The following is a 16021-nucleotide window of genomic DNA, read 5'->3' as shown; positions in this document are numbered from 1 at the left end:
CATCCCAGCTTGTTGACAAACCCTGTAAGCAATCGCGGCTTTACCTCCCTCCGCCGTCATACCGGCCTTAAGCCGGAACCCCGTAAGGGCCAAGTCCTTGCGCGCAAAGACTCTTTCTGGCAGCGCACAACAAGCGGCCCTGGATACCGGCTCAAGGCCGGTATGACGAAAGAACGTGGGGCGAGCTTTGTCAGCGCGCAGAGCGCACAGGTTCGGGAGTCTCCCGGCTTCTTGCGAGACAACCCGCAAGACAATCCCGTCAAAAATCAGGGAATGCGCACTGCAAGCCGGTATCGTGGATGGTCATATCGCGATCAGAAAAATGGTGCCGCCTACGTGACTCGAACACGTGACCCCCGCATTACGAATGCGATGCTCTACCAACTGAGCTAAGGCGGCCCGAACGCGCTTTCGAGCGCGTTGCGATGCATGGGGCTGTTACAGGCTCTTGGCGGTTTTTTCAAGCGCCTTTGCCGTCAGAACGGCAAAAAATGATGCCGGGCCCGGTGTAGCCTTCAGCCGGTGGAGCGCAGAAGGGCGAGCGTTTCGGCGCGCTTTGCGGAATCCGTGTCAAAAACGCCGCGCGAGACCAGCGTGACCGTGTTGGCGCCATGGGCCTTGATGCCGCGCATTTCCATGCACATGTGGCGCGCTTCCGCCAGCACCATCACGCCCTTCGGCTTCAGCACCGCCTCCATCGCATCGGCGATCTGGCCGGTCAGCCGTTCCTGCAGTTGCGGGCGGCGGGCAAGCGTGTCAACCACGCGGGCCAGTTTGGACAGGCCGGTCAGCCGGCCGCCATCGGGCAGATAGGCAATATGCGCCTTGCCGAAAAACGGCAGCAGGTGGTGCTCGCACATGGTGTGAAAGGCGATATCCTTGACGATCACGATCTCGTCATGGCCGTCTTCGGTGAACACGGTCTTCAGATGTTCCGACGGATCCTCGGCAAGACCGGAGAACACCTCCATATACATCTTCGCAACACGTGACGGTGTGTCCAGCAAACCCTCGCGGGTCGGATCCTCGCCGAGCGCGACCAGAATGTCGGTCACGGCCTTCCTGATTTTTTCGCGACGCGCCTCGGCATCGTCAACCTGTCTGGGAATATCGTTCACGCTTCACCTGTTTTCGCCGCATGCCGTTTCATTGCGTCACATATGCGGTCCCATTCTGGCCGCATCTAGACCCTGCCAGATGTCAAATTCAAGGCCTGTCTTCAATCATTGCGCGCGAACGGCCCGCCGACAGCACACAGGCCATCACGATCAACGCCCCGCCAACGAGCGTGGGCCATGCGGGAATTTCGTCGAAAAAGACGAAACCGTAAAACCCGGCCCAGACCAGAGCCGAATAGTCGATCACCGCATAGAGCGAGGCCGGCATGCGGTTGAGCCCGGCAACCAGAAAGACGAAACCGAGCGCGCCGCAAAACCCGATCAGGCCGACTTGCCAGAAAAGGCCGGGGTCCGGCGTTTGCCACAGCAGCAGGGCCAGCGGCGCTGAAAACACGGTTGCGAACACGGTCTGCATCAGGCTGAGCGTGATCGGATGATCGTTGGCCGACGCCTTCTTCATCACGATTGCCGTAACCGCATAGGCCAGCGGCGCAGTCAGTCCGGCGATGATGGCGATAACCGAAACCGGCGGACCGGCAAGGCCGGACCCTCGTGTGGCAACAATGATGCCCGAGCCGCAAACCGCCAGGAAAAGCGCGCCATAGGTCGCCCGGCCGGGCCGCTCGCCGAAAACCAGCGCGCCGAGCAGGGCCATGTAGATCGGCGCCGTCATGGCCAGCGCGAGCGCCATCACCAGCGGCATGCCGGCAATGCCGTAAAAAAACAGGCTTGCCGTGGCAGCCGACAGCACGCCCTTCAGCGCATGCTCCTTCATGAAGCCGGGTTTCGGTCTGCGGCGCACGAAGACCGCAACGAAGAGGGCCAGAAACACGGTCGAGACCGTATAACGCAGGAAAGTGACCTGAAAGCTCGACATCTCCGCGCCGAGGCTCTTGGCCAGCGCATCGACGCCGGAAAGCGTGGCAACGGCGGCCACCGCGAAGCTGACGCCCGATGTCCGGGTCAGTGATATCATGTTCGTCCCTCGTGCCGCCGGCCGGCCCGCCCGGACACAGCATCTCAACGCCCCGCGATAGCCGTGGCCCCACAGCCGGTCAAGCCACGCAAGGCGCCGGAGGGTACGTCTGCCTGCACGGCGAAAACCTTTCAAGGGCCCGCCAAATGGCGTAGGAAGACAAAAACCAAGGGAGCCCGCCGCCATGGCCAAGATGATCCACTCAATGATCCGCGTGCTGGATGAAGCCCGCTCGATCGATTTCTACAACCTGCTGTTCGGCCTCGAGGTGGTGGACCGCTACCCCTTTGAAGGGTTCACGCTGATTTACCTCGCCAATGCGGAAACCGGTTTCGAGCTGGAACTGACTGTCAATGAAGGCCAGAGCGAAGCCTATGACCTCGGCAATGGCTACGGGCATCTCGCCGTCAGTGTCGATGATATCGCAGCCGAACACGAGCGGTTGACGGCACTCGGCATTCCCGTCGGCAAGCTGGTGACCATGGAACGCGAGGGAGCGACCTTCGCCCGCTTCTTCTTCGTCACCGATCCCGATGGCTACAAGATCGAAGTGCTGCAGCGCGGCGGCCGCTTTCAGTAAAAGCCGATCTGCTGCAACACGAAACGCACGCGCGTCTCGACATCGGCTTTCGGCAGTTCGACCGGCCGGTAGCCGAGCTTCGGGTAGAAGGCCATCAGCCGCTCATATTCGGCAATGCCGTCTTCCAGCCCGTGGCGGCGCTCGCCATCCCGGCGGTAGATTTCCGGCCAGGGCGGGGTCATGAAGACGGTCGTGTTGTAACGAACCTGCCGGACCATATCGGGTGGCGCGGTCGCGCCGGTCGCGTGACAAAGTGCGGCGGCGGCATCGACCAGTCCGCGATCGAAAAACACCGGCCGCATGCTTTCAGCCACCGCCGCATGATCGGCGGCAGCCATCGCAACCGCGCGGCGGGCAAAGGCTGCCATATCGACCCAGGGCAAGGCCTTGCCGTCCCCGGCAGTCTCCTCGGCCACGATCCGGCGGCCGGGTTCTTCCACCACGGCAAAGCCGCGGGCAGCAAGGGCGTCGAGAAGGGTCGACTTGCCGCCGCCCGAGCAGCCGGAAATCACAAAAAAACGGTTCATTTTCCCGAAGACGCCGCCTCGCAGGCAATGCCCGGATCGTCCTCGCCGTTCATCACATTGTAAAGCGTCGCGCTGTCGCCCTTGGTCCACCAGACATAAGGACCCGCGGCATAGCGCGCGCCGGAAGCGGCGATAACTTCGGCGGCGATCGTCAGATGATCCTGCCATTGCAGCCGCGCCAGCGCGATCTCACCGCTGGTGACATAGCGCGCCTTCATGGTGAAATCGCCGCAATCATAGACGGCTTCGATGTCACGGGCATCCGGGCCGTCCGGCACCGCGATCGAAAATCCGGTATCGGCACGGGCCGCCCCGGTGGCAAGGCTCATGAAAATGACAGACATCAAAACTGTGGTTTTCCCAGGCATAAACCTTCCCCTTAACCGTTTTTGAGTGAAATGAGCCTTCCGGCAGGGCTGTTGTTGCGTGCAAGATGTGACAGACTGATATGCCAGATTGATCTTGCTCAAGGCCCGGACCAGGACTTAGTCTTAAGTCGTAGGCGTCTTGCGGCGGCCCTCTGGCCGAAGCGGGTTGATGTTAACCGGCAGCTTCGTCGAAGTCTACAACGCCGACCCGGCGCATGACGGCAAATGGATAAGACCGATATGGCAGAAAAACCGGAAATGCGCCTGAACCTCCCAGAGACATCTGTCTTTTCAAGGGCGCGCCGTGTCGCCGGTCCGCATTTTCCAACGTCAGACAACAGGCCGCCGACGGCTCTGTCCTGTCCAGCCTCCCAAGAATAACCGATTATACCCAAGGAGTATCAGACGATGGCCGACAAATTCGATGTCGCAGGCTTCAACAAGAATTTCATCGAGCGCGCCGCGCAGAAGCCCGCAATCGCCACCGCCGTTGTGCATCCCTGCAGCCGCGATGCGCTTCTGGGCGCCGTTGAAGCAGCACATGAAAACCTGATCGAACCGATCCTGGTCGGTCCGGAAAACAAGATCAAGGCGATCGCCGACGAAAACGAAATCGACATTTCCGCCTACAGGATCATCGACACGCCCCACAGCCATGCCTCCGCCGCACAGGCCGTGGCCCTTGCCAGCAAGGGTGAGGCCGAAGCGCTGATGAAGGGCAGCCTGCACACCGATGAATATATGGGCGCGGTGATCAAGAAGGATGCCGGGCTGAGAACCGGACGCCGCATCTCCCACGTCTTCGCCATGGTCGATCCCGAATATCCGAAACCCTTCTTCATCACCGATGCGGCGATGAACATCAAACCGGATCTGGCGGCAAAGGTCGACATTGCCCAGAACGCCATCGACCTGATGATCGCGACCTCCGATGTCGAAATCACACCCAAGGTCGCCGTGCTCTCGGCCGTGGAAACGGTCAACCCCTCGATCCAGTCCACCATCGACGCCGCATGCCTTTCCAAGATGGCGGACCGTGGCCAGATCACCAATGCCATTGTCGACGGACCGCTGGCCTTCGACAATGCGATCAGCCTTGAGGCCGCCAAGATCAAGGGCATCACCTCCGCCGTTTCCGGCGATGCCGACATCCTGCTGACGCCGGATCTGGAATCCGGCAACATGCTGGCCAAACAGCTGGTCCTGCTCGGCGGCGCCACCTCCTCGGGTATCATCCTCGGCGCGCGTATTCCGATCATCCTGACCAGCCGTGCCGATGGCGCACAGGCCCGTATCGGTTCCTGCGCGATTGCAGCCCTGATGGCCGATGCCCGCCGCAACGGCCGCTATCCGGCGCTCTGAGAATCAGCGCATCCCGCATCAAAAGCCGTCGCGACATCTGTTGCGGCGGCTTTTTCATGCCCGCCATCTTGCCAATGCACCGTGAGGGTATATAACCGCCGGCCTTCACACCACACTCCCGGCAAAAAGGACGGCGTCATGACCGCACTCGGACTCGATTTCGGCACGACCAACACCGTGATCGCGCTGCCCGCGCGCGGCAAGGGCGAAACCCGTTCGCTGACATTTGAAAGCCAGGCGGGGGTGACGGATACGATGCGCACCTGCCTTTCGTTCATGAAAGACCGGCAGGCCGGCGTCGGTGCGCCGCTTGCAACGGAGGCCGGGGCCGCCGCCATCCGCACGCTGATCGACCATCCCGGCGAATGCCGCTTCCTGCAGTCGATCAAGACCTATGCCGCCAGTCCACTTTTCAGGGAAACCGCCGTGCTCGGTCGCCGCCATTCGTTTCCGGATCTGATGGCGGTGTTTCTGGAAAAGCTGATGACCTATGCCGGTGACGGCTGGCCCGGCGATATCAGCCGCGTGGCCGCCGGCAGGCCGGTGCGCTTTGCCGGCACCGGCGCCGACGAGGCGCTGGCGCTCGAGCGTTACAATGAGGCCTTGTCCCGCTTCGGTTTCCCGGAAATCCGCTTCGTGCTGGAGCCGGTGGCAGCCGCCTGGTATTTCGCAAGCCGGCTTGAGAGCGATGCCAATGTGCTGGTCGCCGATTTCGGCGGCGGCACCACCGACTATTCGATCATCCGGTTTTCCAAAAGCGCGGGAAAGCTCTCCGCCGAGCCGTTGTCGCATTCCGGTGTCGGCGTGGCCGGCGACATGTTTGACTACCGCATCATCGACAATGTGGTGAGCCCGATGCTGGGCAAGGGCAGCAGCTATAAAAGCTTCGGCAAGGTGCTCGACGTGCCGTCGAACTATTACGCAAGCTTCGGTCGCTGGAGCCAGCTTTCGATCTTCAAGACCACCCGCGATTTCATCGACCTGAAAAGCCTGGTGCGCGACGCCACCGACCCCGATGCGCTCGAACTGTTCATCGACCTGGTCGAAAATGATGAGGGCTATCCGCTCTATGAGGCGATATCGGCCACCAAACGGGCGCTGTCGGCACAAGAGGAAGCCGAATTCTTCTTCGCCCCGCTTGGCAAGGACAGTCGCCGCACCGTGCGCCGCGCCGATTTCGAACGCTGGATTGCAGGCGAAATCGACCAGATGGAGTCCGCACTCGACGAGGCGATTGCGGGCGCCGGCATTGCCGCATCGCAAATCGACAAGGTGTTCCTCACCGGTGGCTCATCCTTCGTGCCGGCGGTGCGCAAGATCTTCGAAGACCGTTTCGACACTGCCCGCATCGAAACCGGCGGCGAACTGCTGTCCATTGCCCACGGGCTGGCGCTGATCGGGGCGGAAGACGATTTTCCAGACGGGATGTGAGCGCCGGCTTCCGTGCCGTTCGCCGGGTGAACGGCCCTTGCAAACGTCACCCTTGCCCGATGACCGCCGGGCAGCACAATCAAGGCCGGTTTTGCAACGCCCTCAATCCGTCAAACGCTCGTAAATGATATGGCGATGCTCGCCATCATAGAGCGCCCGCACAGACGCCAGCGCCGCAACGGCTGCTTCGCGCCGGGGCGAAGACAACGCCTCTTCAATGTGGGCCAGCGAGGGATAGTCGATTTCCTGAACCAGAAAGACATCCTCCTCCCCGGCCTCGCACTGCCGCGGCCGATAAACCCGCACGGCACGTGCATGCAGCATCTGCGACCACGCCGGAACCAGCCTCTCCCGAACGGCGGCATAGAACTCGTCTTCCCGCCCCGGCTTGATCCGGCCACGGAAAATGGCACTTCTGGTAAACATTCACTGCTCTTTCTGCAAACGGGCAAATACAATATGATATCGATATCATCGACATGACTAGTTCGATGCCCGAGCTTGCGCAAGCCTCTTCTCCGGAACAACACCGTCATCTATGCACGAAACACGATCCGACGGCCGAACCGTTGCCCCTTAATCCAGCAGGCTGGTTACGATCTGCGCAAACAGGCGTGCGCCAACCGGGATCAGTTCATCGGGAAAATCGAAATCAGGATTGTGCAGATCGGGCGTATCAAGGCCGGCCCCCAGCAGCAACAGCGCCGATCTGGCATGATCGCCGAACCGCCCGAAATCCTCCGAACCACGCACCGGGCCATTTGCCGGATGGAGCGGAATATCTTCGGCTGCAAGTGCCTTGCGGAAAACCTGCACAGCCTCCGGCGCGTTTTCGCAATGACGGAAAATATCGTGATAGCTGATATCCGACTGCAGGTTCCAACGCGCAGCGGCAGCCGTTACCTTGTCTTCGGCCTGCTGCACCAGCAGCGCCATGCCATCATCCTTCTGCGTGCGCAGCGTCACATGCAATTCGGCATCGCCGGGCGTGGTGCCGAAGCCCGCCTCGCCCAGCCGGGCATGGGTCACATTCGCGCGGGCAAAATCGGGCGAAGCCGCATCCTCGCCAGCACAAAGCGTTTCCAGATCCTCAATCAGCAGTGCCAGCGCACTGGCGGGAGAGAGGCCGGTTTCAGGTTGTGAGGCGTGGGCGGTGCGCCCGGTCAGAACAATCTTCATGCCGCGGGAGGCGCAATGTGCTGGTCCTTCCGACAGGATTGCGTGGCCGAGCGGCAAACCCGGCCAATTATGCAGCGCAAAGGCAAAGTCCGGCAGAATTTCAGCGAAACACGGGTCTTCGATAACCCTTTTCGCGCCGGAGCCGTCTTCTTCGGCTGGCTGGAAAAGCAGGATCACGCGACCGCGCGACGGCCGGTTCCGGCCAAGCCAGCGCGCCGTGGCAACCAGCATGGCCATATGCCCGTCATGCCCGCACAGATGCGCCGTTCCCGGCACCTGGGACCGGTGCGGCAGGCTGTCGTTCAGCTCTGCGATCGGAAGCGCATCCAGCTCACAGCGCAGCAGAACCGAGGGCCCGGGTTTCGATCCGGCATAGATCGCAGCCACTCCATGTCCGCCCATGCCGGTCAGTATCCGGTCCGGTTCGCTCGGCTCCAGCATTCCGACAACCTTTTCAGCGGTCCGGGCCTCCTCGCCCGACAGTTCGGGCGTGCGGTGCAGATCCCGGCGCCATGCGGTCAATTCTGCGATATCGCCGGCCGACAGGCCGGAATTGTGCAAATCCCTGCTGTCCATGTCCCTAGGACATCCCTGACTGTGCCTGCTTGCGCATCAGCATGCCAAACAGGTCACGGGGATCGTCCGGGTCCGCGAGCAGATCGAGGTTCTGGTAATAAGGATACGTTTTCAGTTGGGCATGGACATAGCGCAGGGCGCTGAAATCTTCGGTGGCGAAACCGACGCTGTCGAACAGGGTAACCTGACGTGACGAGGTCCGGCCGGGAGCCTGCCCGGTGATCACCTTCCACATCTCGGTAACCGGATGATCGGCGTCCAGCTGCTGGATCTCACCCTCGACCCGGGTCTGCGGCGGGTATTCGACAAAAATCTCGGACCGGGTCAGGATATCGCGGTGCAATTCCGTCTTTCCCGGGCAATCACCGCCAATGGCGTTGATGTGTACCCCGTTGCCGACCATGTTATCGGTCAGGATCGTGGCATATTGCTTGTCGGCGGTGCAGGTTGTGATGATCTGAGCCCCCTCAACGGCCTCCTGCGACGACGCGCAGCCGACTACATCGAGCCCTTGCGCCTCAAGATTGCGCACCGCCTTTGCCGTCGCCGCCGGGTCGATGTCGAAAAGCTGCACGCGCTTGATGCCGCACACAGCCCTGAAGGCAAGACACTGGAATTCCGACTGTGCGCCATTGCCGATCATCGCCATGGTGCTGGCGCCCTCGGGCATCAGATGACGCGCGACCATTGCCGATGTCGCTGCTGTGCGCAAAGCCGTCAGCAGGGTCATCTCGGTCAGAAGAACAGGATAGCCGTTCTCGACATCAGACAAGACCCCGAAGGCGGTGACCGTCTGGCGCCCGCTGCGGGTGTTCTTGGGGTGGCCGTTGACATATTTGAAGCCGTAGGCCTCGCCGTCCGAAATGGGCATGAGCTCGATCACCCCTTCGTCGGAATGGGCGGCCACGCGGGGCGTTTTCTCGAACTGTTCCCAGCGCCGGAAGTCCTGTTCGATCCATTGCGCCAGATCGTACAGCATCTGCTCGACCCCGATGTCGAGTGTCAGCTTCATCATGTCGTCAACGCTGACGAACGGAACGATGCTGAAGGGTCCTGGCTGGCCCTGCGTCATGACGGAACTCCCTGCGATAATTGTATAGAAACGGGCATAGAACGCAATTCAAAAACTGTCAACAGTTGACACATGTCGCTTCACGGTGCCATGATCCAGCCGGTTACGGGCGACAACCGGACCGTTCAATCGACCAGCCCTCCCGACCGCATCCGGCAATGTCGCGTTTATCCGGCTGTCCGTTGCGCCCCGAACCTCGACTGAGACCAGAGGACACCATGCCCACAGAGACTGCGTCTTCCATCGCATCGATCCTTCCCGATTTCGTGGCTCTGCGTCGTGCACTGCATCGTCAGCCCGAACTAATGTTCGATCTGCCGCACACTGCGGAGATCGTCGCCCGTCAGCTTCAGAAATTCGGCTTCGACGAAGTGATCGAAGGCATTGCCAAAACCGGTGTGATTGGCGTTCTGCACGGTCAGGACGGACCGGCGGAAAAAGCCGATGCGCGGGTTCTCCTGCGCGCCGATATGGATGCGCTGCCGATCACAGAGGCAACAGGCGCGCCCTATGCCTCACAGACCGAAGGGGTCATGCATGCCTGCGGACATGACGGACACACCGCGATGCTGCTCGGCGCCGCCTGCCATCTGGCGCAGACCCGTAATTTCAGCGGTACGCTGATCTTCTGCTTCCAGCCTGCCGAAGAGGGAGAAGGCGGCGCGAACGTCATGATCCGGGAAGGCGTGCTGAAACGCTGGCCCGTCAAGGGCGCCTATGCACTGCACAATTGGCCGGACCTGCCCGTTGGACATTTCGCCGCCATCCATGGCCCGGTCATGGCCTCGGCCGACGGCGCGCTGATTACGGTGAAAGGTGAAGGCGGTCATGCTGCCAAGCCCGAGCTTGCACGCGATCCGGTGGTGTGTGCCGCCGCCATCGTCACGGCAGCGCAGACGATCGTATCCCGCAGCATCAGCCCGTTCGATCAGGCCGTTGTCTCGATCACCTCCATTCACGGCGGCGAAGCCTGGAACGTCATTCCCGACACCGTCACCATGCGCTGCAATTTTCGCTGTTTTTCCGAAACCGTGTCGGCCCGGATCTTCAGCGAACTCCAGCGTATCTGCACCGCGACTGCCGAGGCGCAGGGCTGCACCGTGACGGTCGAACGCCCACCGAGCGAACCCTATCCGCCAACCGTAAACCACCCGGCCGAAACCAATCTGGCGATAGACGCCATGAGGGCGGTCGCCGGGCCCGAAAACGTGCATCTGGATCTCAAACCGGCAATGGCTTCGGAGGATTTCGGCTTTTTCCTGCGTGCGGTGCCCGGGGCCTATATCTTTATCGGCAATGGCGACAGCGCGCCGCTGCACAATCCCGCCTATGACTTCGATGACAGAGCATTGGGTCACGGCATTGCCTTCTGGGTCGAACTGGTCAACCGCGGTCTTCCCCCGGCAAGCTGATACGGTTCATTGCAATCAAGACCAAAGACAAATGAAAGGACCTTCATGACCATCACCCGTATCGCACCCGGCCCGCGCATGAGCCAGGCTGTTGTCCACAACGGAACCATACACCTCGCCGGCCAGGTCGGAGCCGGTGCGGATGTATCAGAACAAAGCCGGAATGCCCTGGCCGAAGTCGAACGGCTGCTGGCCCAGGCCGGCTCGGACAAGTCCCGGATCCTGTCGGCAACCATCTGGTTGGCCGACATGGACGATTTCGACGCGCTGAATGCGGTCTGGGACGCATGGATCGACCCGCAGAACCCGCCGGCACGCGCCTGCGGCGAGGCCAGGCTTGCCACGCCGGAATATCGTATCGAGTTCATGATTGTCGCCGCTATCGCCTGACCGGTGCAAGACAGGACGGAAGGCCCGCCTTATGACGCAAACCGTCATTTCCTACGAAGACGCACGCCCTCATGTCTCCTGGCATGAAGCGATTGAAGCCTTGCGTGACGGGCATACGCGGCCGAAGGCAAAGCTGGGCGACCTGTTTCAGGGTCCTTCCGACCGCACCCTTTTGACCCGGGCCGCCTTTATCGAGGGGCTCGGCTACGGCGTGAAAGCCGTCACCGTATTCGACCAGAATCCAGAGGCGGGGTTCGATACGGTACAGGGGGCCATGATGGTGTTCGAACCGGTCCACGGAACCCTCACTGCCATAATCGACGCCCGGATCATCACCGAACTGAAAACCGCCGGAGACTCCGTTCTGGGAGCCCGGATTCTGGCCCGGCCCGACAGCCGGCACCTGCTGATTGTCGGGGGCGGCACACTGGCCCGCAATCTGGTCAAGGCCTACAGCGCTGCATTTCCGGGGCTGGAGACGATTTCGGTCTGGACCCGGCGGCCGGAGCAGGCAAACGACATGTGCGCCGAAATGCGCGCCAGCGGCTACGACGTCTGTGCTGTTGCCGATCTGCCCGCCGCTGTCGGCGCGGCCGAGATCGTTTCGACGGCAACCATGGCCCGCACTCCCATTTTGCGGGGAGAGTGGGTGCGACCCGGCACCCATGTCGATCTGATCGGCGCTTTCAAGGCCGATATGCGTGAGGCCGACGACGATCTGATCGCGCGGGCCCGGCTGTTCGTGGACAGCCGCGACAGCACGATCGGACATATCGGGGAACTCGCGATCCCCATCGCCAGCGGCATCATTTCAGAAGACAGCGTGCGTGGCGATCTCTACGCGCTGGTTTCAGGCAAGGCCGGACGTGAAACCGATAGCGAGATTACCCTGTACAAGAATGGCGGCGGCGCTCATCTCGATACCATGATCGCGATTTATGTGGCGGGCGCAGTCGCTGCCGGCTGAAAGCGCTGCCACTTCCACTTCTCTCACAGCGAAAAGCCCAGTTGAACCTTCGTCGATCCCGCCGCCGCTCAACCGCGACGGGATTTGCCGGTTCAGGCGGGCAAGACCGGGTCAACCGGCAGAATCTGCCCGATGGCGCGTTCCAGAACAATGCCGGCCTGCAGCAGGCGATGATCCTGATGCCGCCCGGCCAGAAGCTGAACCCCCATGGGACGTCCAGGCACGGTGTTCACCGGCGCAGCCAGTCCCGGCAGACCCAGCGTGGGCGTCCCGCTCATCGGCGCGGTCGCACGACGGAACCAGTCGTAATCCAGCCCTTCGGACACGTCGTGTTCGGCCGGCATGGGTCTGGTCCAGGTCACAGCCGTCACCACAAGCGGATATTCCTCGAAGAACAGCTGCCATTGCCGCAACAACGCCGACCGGCGCGCATAGGCCTTGAGAAAGCCATCGCGATCGGAGATTTCGGGAATACCGTCCGTCAACACCCGATAGGCCTGTTTCATCTTCCAGTCGCCATGCTCTTCCATCAGCAGGCCCAGCCCGGCGCGCATCTCGTTGCCCAGCAGCAGCAGCCAGAATTCCATCGCCTCCCACAGCGAAGGCGGCGCGACCTCGACAACATCATAGCCGGCATCCGAGAGAATTTCACCGGCGTGGCGAATGGCAGCGGAAACCTCCGGATCAACAACGCTTTCGTCGGTCTCGGCATGGATGGCGACCCGGCAGGGCGCATGTTCGGGCACGCGATATTCGTCGCCGGCGGGTATTTGCCAGATATCGCGGGGGTCCGGGGCCGATAGCGCCTGCATTGCAACCCGGATATCCTCCATGGAGCGCGCCAGCGGTCCCTGAACCGCTGCCATCTGCGAGACGATGAACCGTTCGGCGGCCTGGCTGGGATTGAAGGCCGGCGCCATGCCCGCTGTGGGCCGCAATCCGTAGAGGCCGTTGCAGTTCGCCGGGTGGCGGACCGATCCGCCGATATCGTTGCCATGGCCCATCGCGCCGATACCGGCGGCCGTGGCGGCCCCTGCCCCGCCCGACGATCCGCCTGCGGTGATCGCCGGATTGTGCGGGTTGAGCGTCTGGCCATGCAGATCGTTGCTGGTAAAGCCGCGCATCGAATAACACGGCGTATTGGTGCGGCCGATGATAACGGCGCCGGACGCTTTCAGATTGCGCACCACCGAGCCATCTTCGGGCGCGATCAGGTCCCGATAGGCAACCACGCCGTTGGTGGTCGCCCGCCCGCCGTAATCTGCATTGATCTTGGCCGTCACCGGAACGCCGTGCAGCGGGCCGAGCGGACCGGTCCGGCGCAGGGTTTCATCCGCCGCTTGCGCTGCGGCCATTGCATCGTCATGCAGCGGGTCCACAACCGCATTGAGAGGCTGGTTGACCGCATCCATGCGCGCCAGCGCGCTCGTGGTGGCCTCAACGCTGGTGAAGTGCCCTGCGGCAATGCCACGGGCAAGATCAGCTGCGCTCCAGCGCCAGAGATCGTCGCTCATTGTCTAACCTTTTGTAGAGGGTTTCAAAGAAGGCTGCCGGCCCGCTCGACAGGAAACAGGCCGCGCAGATATTTCGGTCGTTGCGCTCACCCAACCGGTTCCGTCTCGGTGTCGGCAAAAAAGTCGCGGCCGGGCACGGCTTCGAGCAGACGGCGCGTGTAGTCCGATTTCGGGTTTGCGAATACCTCCGTCGCGCTGGCCTTTTCCACGATCTCGCCGCGCTGCATCACGACGATATGGTCGGCAATTTCGCGGGCGACCCGCAGGTCGTGGGTAATGAACAGCATGGTCAGGCTCATCTCGGCCTTCAGTTCCGACAGCAGGTCCAGCACCTGGGCCTGCACCGAAACGTCCAGCGCGGAGACCGCTTCATCGGCAATCAGGAAGGTCGGATCGAGCGCCAGCGCGCGGGCAATGCAGATACGCTGCCGCTGACCGCCGGAAAATTCATGCGGGAAACGATCCAGCGCCCCCGCACCCAGTCCAACCCGCACCAGCCATTTCTCGGCAATGGCCCGCGCCTCTTCGCGCGGGGTTCCGAAAGACGCCGGCCCGCGCAGGATGCTCTCCCCGACCTTGAGCCGGGGATCGAGTGAGGCATAGGGGTCCTGAAACACGATCTGGACCTTGCGCCGGAACTGGCGCAACGCCTCCCGGCGCATGGCACGCACGTCGACGCCATCGAACAGGATTTCGCCCGCATCGGGTTCGATCAGCCGCAGAACCATCCGCGCCAGTGTCGATTTGCCCGAACCGCTCTCGCCAACGACCGCCAGCGTGTCGCCGCGCGCAAGCTGCAGATCGATAGACTTCGCAGCCATGACCCGGCGCCGGGATGACAGGAAACCGGTCCCGGTGGAAAAGTTTTTTTGCAAGCCGCGAATATCCAGCAGCGGCGGCGCATGCGACGCGGCAGCCATTGCCGAGCCGCGCCCCGGCACGGCGGCAAGCAGCATCCGGGTATAGTCCTCGCGCGGGGCATGGAGAACCTGATCGGCCGCGCCCTGTTCCACGATGCGTCCGTGCCGCAATACGGCCACCCGGTCGGCAATATCCGCGACCACGCCGATATCATGGGTAATGAACAGAACGCCCATGCCCCGTTCGGCCTGCAACGACTTGATCAGATCGAGGATCTGCCGTTGCGTGGTCACATCCAGCGCCGTTGTCGGCTCATCGGCGATCAGCAGTTTCGGATTGTTGGACAGGGCAATGGCAATCATCACGCGTTGGCGCTGACCGCCGGAAAGCTGGAACGGATAGGCCCGTGCCAGCGATTTCGGATCCGGCAATCCGACCTGTTCGAACAGTTCCTGCACCCGCCTGGAAACCGCTTTTGCCGGCAGCGAAGGATCATGGGTGCGGATGGTCTCGGCCACCTGTTTGCCCACCTGCGCCAGCGGATTGAGCGCGGTCATCGGCTCCTGAAAGATCATCGCGATCTCGCCGCCGCGCAGACCGCGCATCCGCTTTTCCGGCAGGCGCAGCAGATCGTCGCCGTGAAACCGGATATGGCCGCTGTTTGCCGTCAGCTTTGGCGGCAGCAGGCCCAGGATGGCATGCGCCGTCATCGATTTGCCCGAGCCGCTTTCCCCGACCAGGCATACGATCTCGTTGGCATTGATCTCCAGGCTGATCCCGTCCACCGCGTTGGCGCGATCGGCGCTTTCCGGCAAGGCCAGGACCAGGTCCTCAATCGTCAGAAGCGGATGTGTCATGCGCGTGAAATCCTCGGGTTCAGGGCGTCATTCAGGGCTTCGCCGACCAGATTGATCGCAATGACCGTGATCAGGATGGCCAGTCCGGGAAACACGCTCATCCACCAGGCCTGCCGGATGACGGTGCGGCCGGCGCCGATCATGTAGCCCCAGCTCATGTAGTTGGGATCACCCAACCCCATGAACGACAGCGCGGCCTCGATCAGGATGGCCGCGGCAACCGTCATCGCGCCCAGCACGATGATCGGAGACACCGCATTGGGCAGCACATGACGGACAACCACCGACAGGGTCGACTGGCCCTGACAGCGCGCGGCCTGAACGAACTCACGCTGCGAGACGGCTTGCACCTGCGCCCGGGTCAACCGCGCCAGCGGCGGCCAGCTGACCAGACCGATAGCCAGGATGATGGTCCCGATCGACGGGGTGAGGATGGCCACCAGCAGGATCGCCAGAACGAAATTCGGAATGGTCTGGAAAACCTCGGTGAAGCGCACGATGGCCGCGTCCACGAAACCGCCGGCATAACCGGCAACGCAGCCGAGCGTCACGCCAATCAGGAGGGCCGTCAGGGTCGAGGCCACGCCGATCACCATCGAGATACGCGCGCCGTGAACCACGCCCGCCGCAATGTTGCGGCCCATGGTATCGCTGCCCATCAGCATGCCGTTTTCGCCGGGGCGGCTGAAGGGGATGCTCGACATGTCCCAGGGCGAGCCCGGATAAAGGACCGATGCGAACACAGCCATCAATATAACCAGGGTCAGGAGCAGAAGTCCGACGGCGCCTGCCGGCCGCCGCAGAAAGGTTTTGAAAACGTCTGACATGGCG

16 protein-coding genes and 1 tRNA gene are annotated in these 16021 nt (G+C 62.2%); 6 read left to right on the top strand and 11 right to left on the bottom strand.

The features are described 5' to 3' along the window. Positions 1-323: 323 nt before the first annotated feature. The 3 genes from ABID12_RS01260 to ABID12_RS01250 form a co-directional block, all read right to left on the bottom strand. Positions 324-399: transfer RNA gene (locus ABID12_RS01260), tRNA-Thr, on the bottom strand. Between the two features lie 116 nt (positions 400-515). Beyond that, on the bottom strand, positions 516-1118 hold the full coding sequence (gene folE, locus ABID12_RS01255; RefSeq protein WP_319518259.1) for a GTP cyclohydrolase I FolE: 603 nt from the start codon (positions 1116-1118) through the stop codon (positions 516-518). Positions 1119-1206: 88 nt separating this feature from the next. After that, a complete protein-coding gene (locus ABID12_RS01250; RefSeq protein ID WP_354432778.1) occupies positions 1207-2094 on the bottom strand; it encodes a DMT family transporter in 888 nt (295 codons plus the stop codon). Positions 2095-2278: 184 nt separating this feature from the next. Here ABID12_RS01250 and ABID12_RS01245 point away from each other — a divergent pair, with 184 nt between their 5' ends. After that, positions 2279-2674 carry a VOC family protein gene (locus tag ABID12_RS01245; RefSeq protein WP_354432777.1) on the top strand — a complete coding sequence of 132 codons (396 nt, stop codon included), beginning with the start codon at positions 2279-2281 and terminating at the stop codon, positions 2672-2674. Here the strand turns inward: ABID12_RS01245 and ABID12_RS01240 are convergent. Together ABID12_RS01240 and ABID12_RS01235 are read right to left on the bottom strand one after the other, a co-directional pair. Continuing rightward, positions 2668-3201 carry an AAA family ATPase gene (locus ABID12_RS01240; protein WP_354432776.1) on the bottom strand — a complete coding sequence of 178 codons (534 nt, stop codon included), beginning with the start codon at positions 3199-3201 and terminating at the stop codon, positions 2668-2670. The two genes, ABID12_RS01245 and ABID12_RS01240, sit on opposite strands and share 7 nt — an antisense overlap. Then, complete coding sequence (locus ABID12_RS01235; RefSeq protein WP_354432775.1) at positions 3198-3545, bottom strand: MliC family protein; 348 nt, start codon at positions 3543-3545, stop codon at positions 3198-3200. The genes ABID12_RS01240 and ABID12_RS01235 overlap by 4 nt, the downstream gene beginning before the upstream one ends. Positions 3546-3977: 432 nt before the next feature. Between ABID12_RS01235 and ABID12_RS01230 the strand changes: the two genes are divergently transcribed. Both ABID12_RS01230 and ABID12_RS01225 read left to right on the top strand, forming a co-directional pair. Then, positions 3978-4931, top strand: a complete 954-nt coding sequence (locus ABID12_RS01230) for a bifunctional enoyl-CoA hydratase/phosphate acetyltransferase (protein ID WP_106306973.1) — start codon at positions 3978-3980, stop codon at positions 4929-4931. 138 nt (positions 4932-5069) lie between these two features. After that, entirely contained in the window at positions 5070-6362 is a 1293-nt protein-coding gene (locus ABID12_RS01225) for an Hsp70 family protein (RefSeq protein ID WP_354432774.1), read from the top strand. Positions 6363-6464: 102 nt separating this feature from the next. Here ABID12_RS01225 and ABID12_RS01220 read toward each other — a convergent pair whose 3' ends face one another. From ABID12_RS01220 to ocd, 3 genes are all read right to left on the bottom strand, one after another. Next, positions 6465-6788: a hypothetical protein gene (locus ABID12_RS01220; protein ID WP_354432773.1), complete on the bottom strand. Its 324-nt coding sequence runs from the start codon at positions 6786-6788 to the stop codon at positions 6465-6467. Between the two features lie 150 nt (positions 6789-6938). After that, the gene (locus ABID12_RS01215) at positions 6939-8117 is read right to left on the bottom strand and encodes an amidohydrolase (protein ID WP_354432772.1); all 1179 of its coding nucleotides are present in this window, start codon (positions 8115-8117) and stop codon (positions 6939-6941) included. A 4-nt stretch (positions 8118-8121) separates the two neighbouring features. Continuing rightward, on the bottom strand, positions 8122-9189 hold the full coding sequence (gene ocd, locus ABID12_RS01210; RefSeq protein ID WP_354432771.1) for an ornithine cyclodeaminase: 1068 nt from the start codon (positions 9187-9189) through the stop codon (positions 8122-8124). A 218-nt stretch (positions 9190-9407) separates the two neighbouring features. Between ocd and ABID12_RS01205 the strand changes: the two genes are divergently transcribed. From ABID12_RS01205 to ABID12_RS01195, 3 genes are read left to right on the top strand one after another with little or no spacing between them, the layout of a single operon-like run. Then, positions 9408-10601, top strand: coding sequence for a M20 aminoacylase family protein (locus ABID12_RS01205; protein WP_354432770.1), 1194 nt, complete (start codon positions 9408-9410; stop codon positions 10599-10601). Positions 10602-10646: 45 nt separating this feature from the next. Beyond that, positions 10647-10991, top strand: a complete 345-nt coding sequence (locus ABID12_RS01200; RefSeq protein ID WP_354432769.1) for a RidA family protein — start codon at positions 10647-10649, stop codon at positions 10989-10991. 31 nt (positions 10992-11022) lie between these two features. Then, entirely contained in the window at positions 11023-11958 is a 936-nt protein-coding gene (locus tag ABID12_RS01195) for an ornithine cyclodeaminase family protein (protein ID WP_354432768.1), read from the top strand. 92 nt (positions 11959-12050) lie between these two features. Here ABID12_RS01195 and ABID12_RS01190 read toward each other — a convergent pair whose 3' ends face one another. From ABID12_RS01190 to ABID12_RS01180, 3 genes are all read right to left on the bottom strand, one after another. Continuing rightward, positions 12051-13472 carry an amidase gene (locus ABID12_RS01190; RefSeq protein ID WP_354432767.1) on the bottom strand — a complete coding sequence of 474 codons (1422 nt, stop codon included), beginning with the start codon at positions 13470-13472 and terminating at the stop codon, positions 12051-12053. A gap of 86 nt (positions 13473-13558) precedes the next feature. Further along, positions 13559-15190: an ABC transporter ATP-binding protein gene (locus tag ABID12_RS01185; RefSeq protein ID WP_354432766.1), complete on the bottom strand. Its 1632-nt coding sequence runs from the start codon at positions 15188-15190 to the stop codon at positions 13559-13561. After that, on the bottom strand, positions 15187-16017 hold the full coding sequence (locus tag ABID12_RS01180; protein WP_319518269.1) for an ABC transporter permease: 831 nt from the start codon (positions 16015-16017) through the stop codon (positions 15187-15189). The genes ABID12_RS01185 and ABID12_RS01180 overlap by 4 nt, the downstream gene beginning before the upstream one ends. Between the last annotated feature and the right edge of the window lie 4 nt (positions 16018-16021).

Source organism: Martelella mangrovi (assembly GCF_040545495.1).
Lineage (GTDB): Bacteria > Pseudomonadota > Alphaproteobacteria > Rhizobiales > Rhizobiaceae > Martelella > Martelella mangrovi.
The sequence above is the reverse complement of the archived record's forward strand: the minus strand, read 5'-3'. Positions and strand labels throughout refer to the sequence as shown.

Bases quoted from the DNA above. Each gene is read 5' to 3' on its own strand.
- ABID12_RS01215 (WP_354432772.1), bottom strand. From the start codon at position 8,117: ATGGACAGCAGGGATTTGCACAATTCCGGCCTGTCGGCCGGCGATATC.
- ABID12_RS01200 (WP_354432769.1), top strand. From the start codon at position 10,647: ATGACCATCACCCGTATCGCACCCGGCCCGCGCATGAGCCAGGCTGTT.
- ABID12_RS01180 (WP_319518269.1), bottom strand. From the start codon at position 16,017: ATGTCAGACGTTTTCAAAACCTTTCTGCGGCGGCCGGCAGGCGCCGTC.
- ABID12_RS01240 (WP_354432776.1), bottom strand. From the start codon at position 3,201: ATGAACCGTTTTTTTGTGATTTCCGGCTGCTCGGGCGGCGGCAAGTCG.
- ABID12_RS01195 (WP_354432768.1), top strand. From the start codon at position 11,023: ATGACGCAAACCGTCATTTCCTACGAAGACGCACGCCCTCATGTCTCC.
- ABID12_RS01220 (WP_354432773.1), bottom strand. From the start codon at position 6,788: ATGTTTACCAGAAGTGCCATTTTCCGTGGCCGGATCAAGCCGGGGCGG.
- ABID12_RS01225 (WP_354432774.1), top strand. From the start codon at position 5,070: ATGACCGCACTCGGACTCGATTTCGGCACGACCAACACCGTGATCGCG.
- ABID12_RS01230 (WP_106306973.1), top strand. From the start codon at position 3,978: ATGGCCGACAAATTCGATGTCGCAGGCTTCAACAAGAATTTCATCGAG.
- ABID12_RS01190 (WP_354432767.1), bottom strand. From the start codon at position 13,472: ATGAGCGACGATCTCTGGCGCTGGAGCGCAGCTGATCTTGCCCGTGGC.
- ABID12_RS01245 (WP_354432777.1), top strand. From the start codon at position 2,279: ATGGCCAAGATGATCCACTCAATGATCCGCGTGCTGGATGAAGCCCGC.
- ABID12_RS01250 (WP_354432778.1), bottom strand. From the start codon at position 2,094: ATGATATCACTGACCCGGACATCGGGCGTCAGCTTCGCGGTGGCCGCC.
- ocd (WP_354432771.1), bottom strand. From the start codon at position 9,189: ATGACGCAGGGCCAGCCAGGACCCTTCAGCATCGTTCCGTTCGTCAGC.
- ABID12_RS01185 (WP_354432766.1), bottom strand. From the start codon at position 15,190: ATGACACATCCGCTTCTGACGATTGAGGACCTGGTCCTGGCCTTGCCG.
- ABID12_RS01205 (WP_354432770.1), top strand. From the start codon at position 9,408: ATGCCCACAGAGACTGCGTCTTCCATCGCATCGATCCTTCCCGATTTC.
- ABID12_RS01235 (WP_354432775.1), bottom strand. From the start codon at position 3,545: ATGTCTGTCATTTTCATGAGCCTTGCCACCGGGGCGGCCCGTGCCGAT.